6 protein-coding genes are annotated in these 8,376 nt (G+C 60.6%); 4 read left to right on the top strand and 2 right to left on the bottom strand.

Annotation, left to right across the window (positions count from 1 at the left end):
• Positions 1–125 precede the first annotated feature (125 nt).
• Positions 126–1,676: a hypothetical protein gene (locus WAW39_RS23965; RefSeq protein WP_422321686.1), complete on the top strand. Its 1,551-nt coding sequence runs from the start codon at positions 126–128 to the stop codon at positions 1,674–1,676.
• Between the two features lie 48 nt (positions 1,677–1,724).
• On the opposite strand, the gene nadC is transcribed toward WAW39_RS23965, so the two are convergent.
• The gene (gene nadC / locus WAW39_RS23960) at positions 1,725–2,561 is read right to left on the bottom strand and encodes a carboxylating nicotinate-nucleotide diphosphorylase (RefSeq protein WP_422321685.1); all 837 of its coding nucleotides are present in this window, start codon (positions 2,559–2,561) and stop codon (positions 1,725–1,727) included.
• 148 nt (positions 2,562–2,709) lie between these two features.
• On the opposite strand from nadC, the gene rplS reads away from it, so the two are divergent.
• From rplS to WAW39_RS23945, 3 genes are all read left to right on the top strand, one after another.
• A complete protein-coding gene (gene rplS / locus WAW39_RS23955) occupies positions 2,710–3,069 on the top strand; it encodes a 50S ribosomal protein L19 (protein ID WP_422321684.1) in 360 nt (119 codons plus the stop codon).
• Between the two features lie 236 nt (positions 3,070–3,305).
• Positions 3,306–3,692 carry a BlaI/MecI/CopY family transcriptional regulator gene (locus tag WAW39_RS23950; protein WP_422321683.1) on the top strand — a complete coding sequence of 129 codons (387 nt, stop codon included), beginning with the start codon at positions 3,306–3,308 and terminating at the stop codon, positions 3,690–3,692.
• A gap of 31 nt (positions 3,693–3,723) precedes the next feature.
• Complete coding sequence (locus WAW39_RS23945) at positions 3,724–7,752, top strand: penicillin-binding transpeptidase domain-containing protein (protein WP_422321682.1); 4,029 nt, start codon at positions 3,724–3,726, stop codon at positions 7,750–7,752.
• A gap of 30 nt (positions 7,753–7,782) precedes the next feature.
• On the opposite strand, the gene WAW39_RS23940 is transcribed toward WAW39_RS23945, so the two are convergent.
• A complete protein-coding gene (locus WAW39_RS23940; RefSeq protein ID WP_422321681.1) occupies positions 7,783–8,256 on the bottom strand; it encodes an alpha/beta hydrolase in 474 nt (157 codons plus the stop codon).
• Positions 8,257–8,376: the final 120 nt, after the last annotated feature.

Here is an 8,376-nt window from a genome sequence, read left to right as displayed (position 1 = left end):
CTCCTCACCGCAGGCGTCAGGCATGAGCCAAACCACCCCGCCCCTGCTGTGGCAGCAGCGCGCCGCCGTCATTGAGGCCCTCCTGGCCGCCAACTGATTCACCACATCTTCTACCACTACCTACCATGATCCGCCGCCTTCTTTCCAAACGCTTCGTCCGCATCCTCCTCTGTTTCTTCATCACCCTCGTCACCCTCGTCGTCCTCCTCTATGTCTGGACGAACTGGAGCGGCCGCCGCCGCTGGGCCGCTACCAAGGCCATGATCGAGCACGAAGGCGAAACCCTCGACCATCTCAGCCTTCTGCCCGTGACGCCGGCAGCGGCGCAAAACCTGCTGGCCATTGAGCCTCTCGACGGCATCACCGATACCGTCGATCATGACGAAGCTAAAGGCGCGCCCGGGGCGAAGCGCCAGGCCCTGGCCGCCTTGAATCTGGAGGCGAAAGCACCCGCTTCAAGCGGAGTGGACAAGGGCGAGATGCCGGACATGCAGGCGTGGGCGAAGTTTCTGCGCGAGACGAAGTACCTTGATCTCCCGGCTGAATCCCCCACCCCCGGCAAGGAGATTCTGGCAGCGCTGGACGTGAAATTCCCGGTTCTCAAGCAGCTCGCCGATCTGGCCCCCCAGCGCAGCCAGGCCATGTTCACCCCCGGACTGCGGGAGCGTGAGCTGCCGGAGATGCTCTTCAGCCTGTCTCTCCGGCATTACACAGCAGCGCAGTCCTTGGTGCGTGCTTTGTGCCTGCGTGCCCGTGCAGCCATCGATGCGGGACAGGGGGTGGAGGCGGCCCGCAGCCTCCTGGCAGCGCAGAAAATCGGCCTGGCCTGCGAAAGCGAGCCTCTGCTCATCGGCCTTCTGGTAGGCAACTCGGCGGAGACTCAGGCCAACGAGGGCATTTGGCTAGGCCTGCGGGAGAGGGCCTTTCCGGATGCGGACCTGCGCTTGCTGCATCAGCTCCTGAGCACACATGATCTGGACAAGGCCCTGCTGCAGGCATGCCGGGGAGAGATGGCCTTTGGTCTCAATGTCTTGGAGTACTTGCAAGACGCTGCCGCAGGAAGAAAAAAGGTGGATCAGGGTGTGGCCTCACTCTTTGGAAGGGACCAGCAAAGCCTCTACCGCAGCGCCATGCTGGTGCCGGGCGGCCTGTTTGACCACTGGAAGAGCGTCATCGCCGAGCAGGAATGGAAGCACATGATCAACCCCCTGCGCAAAGGCGGGATCGCCGCCGCAGTCAAATCGGCCGAGGGGATGAACACGGAAATGCAAGAGAAGCATAATCTGGTGCTGCATCCAGACTACATCATGGCCCGCCTGGTGGTCCCCGCCCTTTCGCATGTCAGCGCGACGGTTCTTTTCGTCCAAGCACGTGAACGTCAGGCGCTGGCCGCCATCGCACTGGAGCGCTTTTATTTGAAGCACGCCCGCTATCCCGCAGCGCTGCAGGAGCTCGTGCCCGAATTTACCACCGCCGTTCCGCTGGATCCATGCGATGGAAAGCAGGTGCGCTACCGTACCACGCCCGCAGGCCGCTACCAGCTGTGGTGCGTTGGCATGGATGGCAAAGACGACGACGGCGAGATCAAAAAGAACGGCGTCCCCATGAAAAGCCCAGACTACCGCGGCGACTGGACCTGGCAGTATGAGCCGGTGAAGAAGGATTCCAAAAAGTAGCCTTGTTGCTGTGCAACAAGACTCCCCTCTTCCGCTTGAACAGGCCTATTAATACAAATCCAACCCCAGATCCAGCGCCCGCGATGAATGCGTCAGCGCACCCACAGAAATCGCATTCACACCCGTGGCCGCGACATCCTTGATCGTCTCAATCGTGATGCCACCGCTGGCCTCCAGCCAGAGCTTGCCGTTCACCAGTTTCACCGCCTCGCGCAGCTTTTCGGGCCCCATGTTGTCCAGCAGCAGCATGTCCACGCCTTCCAGCGTCAGGAATCCAGCCACCTGATCCAAGGTGTCAGCTTCCAGCTGCACGCGCACACCCGGGCGCTCCGCACGCAGTTTATGAATGGCGGCCTGCAGGGAGGTCAGGTCGCTGTTGGCAGCCAGGTGGTTGTCTTTGACCATGGCATGGTCATACAGGCCCATGCGGTGGTTGGTGCCGCCTCCGTCTTTCACAGCGGCTTTTTCAATCAAGCGCCAGCCAGGAGTCGTTTTCCGCGTGTCCCACACCTGCACCGGGTGCGGTTTCACCGCTTCCACGTAGCGCTGCGTCTGGGCGGCCACACCGCAGAGACGCTGAAGAAAATTCAGCGCCGTACGCTCGGCCGTGAGCAGGGAACGCGTGCTGCCGGCGGCCTTCATGAGGATGCTGCCCCGCACAAAGGGGCTGCCATCAGGAATGCAGACCTCCACCTCCAGCGTCGGATCGATTTCCTTGAAGACCGTCACGGCGATTTCAGCCCCGGAAACGATGCCGGGCTCGCGTGCCACGATCTCCGCCCGGGAGCGTGAATCGGCTGGCGTGAAGTAAAGAGAGGTGACGTCTCCCGTGCCGACATCTTCGGCAATGGCGGCGCGGATCAGGGCTAAAACGGAGGGTTCCATGGGTACCCCGAGGATAGGCCGGAGCGGTGAGGTTTCCAGTACGGGGAAAAACAGGTTGCCAAATTTTAAAAACTCTACATCTTCCCCGCCCCTCGCCCCCGGCCTGACTGATTCATGGCCTTGCGTAGCGTGGCCATAGGAGCGTGTCATGAGCAACATCATCGAAAAGATCAATCAAGAGCAGCTGAAAAAGGAAGTCACCACTTTCACCGTGGGTGACAGCGTCAAGGTCCACACCCGAGTCGTGGAAGGCGATAAAGAGCGTATCCAGATTTTCGCAGGCATCGTCATCGCCCGCAAAGGCCACGGCATCAACGAAGCCTTCACCGTCCGCAAAATTTCCTATGGCGAAGGCGTGGAGCGTGTTTTCCCGCTGCACAGCCCGAAGGTGGCCAAGGTGGAAGTGACCAAGAACGGCAAAGTGCGTCGCGCTCGCCTGCACTACCTCCGTCAGCGCCAGGGCAAGGAAGCCATGTCCGTGAAAGAACTCGCCCAGAGCGAAAACTAATTTCCGACTGTCTAAGTTTTCGAAAAAGGGAGGGCTGCAAAGCCCTCCCTTTTTTGTGATTGAGCGTGTTTCAAAACGCATGCTCAGGGTGCGGGATCTGCACCCGACAAATCGTCAAACAGATGCCCTGCTCGGGGTGAAATGAGAGCACAGCCCTTCCGCCGATCCTCTGATTCGTTAAATTTTTCTTGTTTGGACTTGCCGTGCCCGCCTCCATTCGCTAAAAAAATAGCGAAATGTCCGACACCACTAATCTTTCCCGGCGCGAGCGCCAGATCATGAACGTCCTCCACGCGGAGGGCAGCGCCACGGTAGCCACGGTCCAGGCCCAGCTGCCAGACCCACCCACAGACATGGCCGTCCGCCGGCTCATGCACATCCTGGAGGAGAAGGGCCATGTGAAGCGCCTGCGCAAAGAAGGCCGCGAGGTCATTTACGCCCCCGCGCAGTCCAAAGCCCATGCGGGCCTGAATGCCCTGAAACTGGTGCTCGACACCTTCTTCGGCGGCGCGGTGGACGAGGCGCTCGCCGCTCACCTCACCCGCAAAGACACCGCACTCACGGATGAGCAGACCGCGCGCATCCAGAAACTCATCGATGAAGCAAAACGCGAAGGCCGCTGAGATGAAAAGCATGTGAACCGCCTGACTCCTCATGAACACCAGCACCCTCATCGATCTCTTTTCCCACACCACACTCAAGGGTGCGGCGGTGCTGCTTGTGGCGCTGCTCCTCGGCCTGGCTTTGCGCCGCACAGCCGCCGCACGCCGCTACGCCCTGTGGATCACCGCCATCGTCACGCTGGCCGTTCTGCCCTTGGCGATGTGGGCGCTGCCTGCATGGCATGTGCTTCCGCAAACGGACGTCGGACTGGAGTGGCTGGTGATGGAGCCGGAGCCGGTCCACGAAAGTGCCGCATCCGTCCTGCCATCCGAAGACCTCCCTGTCACCGCGCCCGCCGCCAGCCCAGTCCTGCCCGCGTCATCGCAAATCGTACTCCAGCCCTCCTTCTCTTGGAATATTTCATGGCAGGATGTGGTAGGCACTTTTCCCGTCGTGTGGATGCTCATCGCCGGCCTGCTGCTGCTGCGCCTCGGGCGCAGCGCCTGGCGCTTGCATCGTTTGGAAGCCTCCCTGCGCCCGGGTGAATGCGCCCTGCTGATTCAGGCCGCACATGAGCTTGGACTGCAGCGCATCCCTCTCTTGCTCATCGGCCCCGGCGATTCCGTACCCATGGTCTGGGGAGTTTTGAAACCACGCCTGCTGCTGCCGCAGGGATTTGAAACCTGGAGCCCTGAAAAACAACGTGGCGTCCTGCTGCACGAACTCGCCCATTTGAAACGCGGCGATCCCCTCGCTCTGTGGGCCGCGCAATGGGTGAAGGCCCTGCATTGGTTCAATCCCCTCGTCTGGCTGACCTTCCGCGCACTGCGTGCCGATCAGGAGCGCGCCTGCGACGATGCCGTGCTGCGCCATGGCGTGCGCGCCAGCGACTACGCACAGTCATTGCTCGATCTCAGCCGCCACAATCGCCTCGCACCCGGCCTCTCGCTCTGCGCTCTGACCATCACCCGCTGCGCCCCCGTCGAAGCCCGCGTGAAAGCCATCCTCGATCCCACGCTCCGCCGCGAAGGCATCACCCTCCGCTGGCTGGCCGGGCTCTCCGCTTGCGCCCTTCTCTTCACCCTCCCCATGGCCATGCTCCATGCCATCGAAGGCCCCACCCTGCGCGGCCGCATCCTGGACCGCAATGGCGTCGTGCTGGCCGAGAGCACGAAGGAGAAGGTGCGCATTTATCCCCTCAAGACACTGGCCGCTCATGTCGTGGGATATGCCCGGCTGCCAGATTCAGACGACGCAAGACTGCATGGAGGTGCCGGAGTGGAGAGGAAAGAAGATGCCGCATTGAAAGCAGGCAACGATTTCACTCTCTCACTCGATGCACGCATTCAGGCCCTGACGCATCAGGCGATGACGGATGGCGGCGTGGAGCGTGGCGCAGCGGTGGTCCTTGATCCACGGACGGGTGAAATACTGGCCTCCGTTTCTCTGCCCAGTTTCGACCCCAATGTTTTCATTCCTTCCATCAATTACACGAATTGGGATCGCTACCTCACGGATTTGGACCACCCTCTGCTTAACCGCGTGGTGAAAGGTTATGTGCCGGGCGCCGCCTGCCTGCCACTCACTGCCCTCGCAGGCATCGCAGCGGGAGTGGGTGACAGCAAATTCACCTGTGAGGGCCGGACGATCTATGGCAACAACACCATGCTTTGCTGGATCCAGCGGCAGAGCAACGGCAAGCATGGTGAGCTGGACATGCGCAGCGCTTTCGTCTCGAGCTGCAATTGCTACTGGTATCAGTTTGGCAACGCCGCAGGAATTGAGCATATCGAAGCCATGAGCCAAAGGACCGGCTTCGGCACGCGCTACGGCATTTTGGACGATGAGAGCCCTGGCCTCCTGCCGAGTCCGTCTTGGCTGGAGCAGAATCATCCAAAAGAAAAATGGTCGGCAAGTTACACGGCCAATACATCGATTGGCCAGGGATTCACACTCGCTTCTCCGCTGCAACTCACCGTTCTGGCCGCCACGGTGGGCAACAGCGGCAAAGTGCCACAACCCAGCCTGTTGAAAAAAGCGGGGGCCACCGCGTGGCGCGCAGATCTCGCGTACGAAGGGCTGGACGTTCCGCAGCTCGAATCCCTGCGTGATGCCATGCGACTGGTCGTCAACGGCGACAACGGCACAGGGAAAGCCGCCCGAAGTGAGCGGGTTGTCATAGCGGGTCGAACGGCCACTGCACAAAACTGGCGGATCGTGGATAAAAAGCGGGTGGAGGACAACCATGCCTGGTTCATCGGCTTCGCACCCTTCGACAAGCCCACTCTAGCCTTTGCAATTTTGAAACAAGGCGGCAGGAGTGGCGGCAGTGACTGCGCCCCCATCGCCAAACGCATCGTGGAAGAAGCACTGGCACTGCCTGCGGATGGATCGGGAGAGGTGAAGCCGGTGGAGGAAAAAAGTGCGGATGCGCGGGCGCAATTCGATTTCAATGCCGCGGAAATTTCACGGGAAATCAAACTCCTCGAAGCAGAGCCTAAGATCTCTTTTAAGGAATGCAAAATCGACAACGGTCAGGTGACGATCGTCGGCGAAGCGGCTGGCATGGCCGAGGCGTTGCAATTGCGCTCGCGGCTGGGAGAGATTGGCGAGAAGAGACAGATTGAATGGGTATTTCCGGTGCCAAGAAGCTTGGAAAACGGCCGAGTCGAGTTTCGGGCCAGCGGGGTCTATCAACCCTCAGCACCAAAAACCGAGGAGGGGAGCAAGAAAGCCGAGGTCGCGCCGCAATCGCTGCAGAGCCTCAAAAAAACGACCGCCAAGGTGATCAGCCGAAGCTCCAGCGCTTCCTCTCACAGCCTGGTCATCGACAAAGGTTCTCTCGACGGCATCGTCGCCAACAGCCCCGTGATCACATCGGTCGGTTTGGTCGGGAAGACATCCACGCCAGACCCACACACGACGAAGGTGATTCTCCTCACCGATGAACTCTGCCTTGTCTCGGCCAAGGTGGAAGGGACGCTTGACCAAGGGATACTGTCCGGTAAGCGTGCAGCACAGACCGTGCAGCCACAACTGCAACTCCCCTTCCTCAGCCGCTTCGCCAAAATCAACATCGGCTCCAAGGTTTACTCCTCCGGTGAAGGCGGACTCTTCCCGGCCGATCTGCTCCTGGGACGAGTGAAGCAATTCACAAGCGGGGATGTTTCCGGCGAAGCCATCGTTGAACCCGCCGTTGACTTCTCAACCCTTGATCAGGTGTTCGTGATTGAGTTGAAGACCGAGCCTCCTGCCCAAGAAGCACCAAAACCACCCAAGCCCGCAGACCAGGCTCAACTCCGTCAGCAAAGCGATGCCGCGATACGCATGCAGCCTGCTCTGGCAAACCAATGGGCTGCTTTGAAGCGGGCCGGACTCTTCGCTGACCTGCCAGCACGCGCCCGCCCGTTTGATCTGGGGGACAAGCATCCGGAGCGCCAGGTGAAAAGCGTGCCGGAGTTTCATTTTTGGACGTCACGGGCGGACGTGCGCGGCTGGCTTGTGGACTCGCACTGTTCTCCTGCAAAAGCGGACCCGTTTGCATCAAGGCGCTCGCTGCTATGGGAGCCGCCTGCGGCTGAAGACATTGCAGCGGACTGGCCGGCCCCTCCGGAGCCATTTCAGCGCACCTACGCTGCCGCCGGTCACTGCGAGGTCCACATCCACGCTTCAGATGGCGAGAATGTGACCGTGACCGTTCTCCAGAGAAAACCGTCCATTCTGATCGCACCAGATGAATCTCAGGAACCACGTCCTGCGGGCAGGCTGACTCCTGAATATCCTGGAAAGAGCCTCTCTCAGAGTGAGTCCGCACGGCCTGCGATCGGCATAGCCTTGCAAACACTTCACCCAACGATCTCATCAGATGAACGCGAGTACCAGCCAACCTTCCGGCCGCAACCACTCCAGTACAGAGACAGAGTGCAAGCACCGCCTTCCGCCCCCACACTCGACATGCCATTTCCGTTGAACCGTCTCCATCAAGATCTCAGCGCCGACTCGGAAAAAGCTCTGCGACGCAGCTTGGGAAGCGGCACTCGCATGCAGCAGACTTTGTGGGTCAGAGCACAGCAGCACTAGCGATGACAAACGGCGGCCACTGCGCAGCTTTCACTGCTTCAGCAGCCCACTGTCCGTCAGCCACTCCGTAAACCGCATCGGCCATCTCGCCGCCGCACTCGGCTTGGCATCCGCCTTGTACCCGAAGCCGTGGCCGGCATTGGCGAAGATGTGCATCTCCGCTTTCACGCCGGCGGCCTTGTATTTGAGGTAGAGCGTCGCCATGCCTTCGGAGATGTCCGGGCGGTCGCTATAGCCCGCGGCAATGAAAAGCGGAGGCATGCCCTTCGTCGCATTGAAGAGGCCGGAGGTGCCGGGATAGATGAGGCCCTGAAAGTCCGGACGGCTGCTCTGCTGTTCGATGGGATCAGCGGCGTCTTTCTGGCCCGGATCATTCGTCATGGCGGCAAAAGCGGCCAGCTCGCCCCCGGCGGAGAAGCCGAGAATGCCGATGCGGTCCGGCTGGATGTGCCACTCGGCGGCCCGGCTGCGCACCGTGCGGATGGCCCGGCGGGCGTCCGCCATGGCATGATCCTGAATGGTGTAGACCGGTTCTCAAAAAGAATGTCATATTCCGGCTGTACATTTTAGAATTATGGTAATGAATAAGCGGTGGTGGCCCGCCCGTGCATCGAACTCAACCTG

This window comes from Prosthecobacter sp., from assembly GCF_049294395.1.
GTDB lineage: Bacteria > Verrucomicrobiota > Verrucomicrobiia > Verrucomicrobiales > Verrucomicrobiaceae > Prosthecobacter.
The sequence above is the reverse complement of the archived record's forward strand: the minus strand, read 5'-3'. Positions and strand labels throughout refer to the sequence as shown.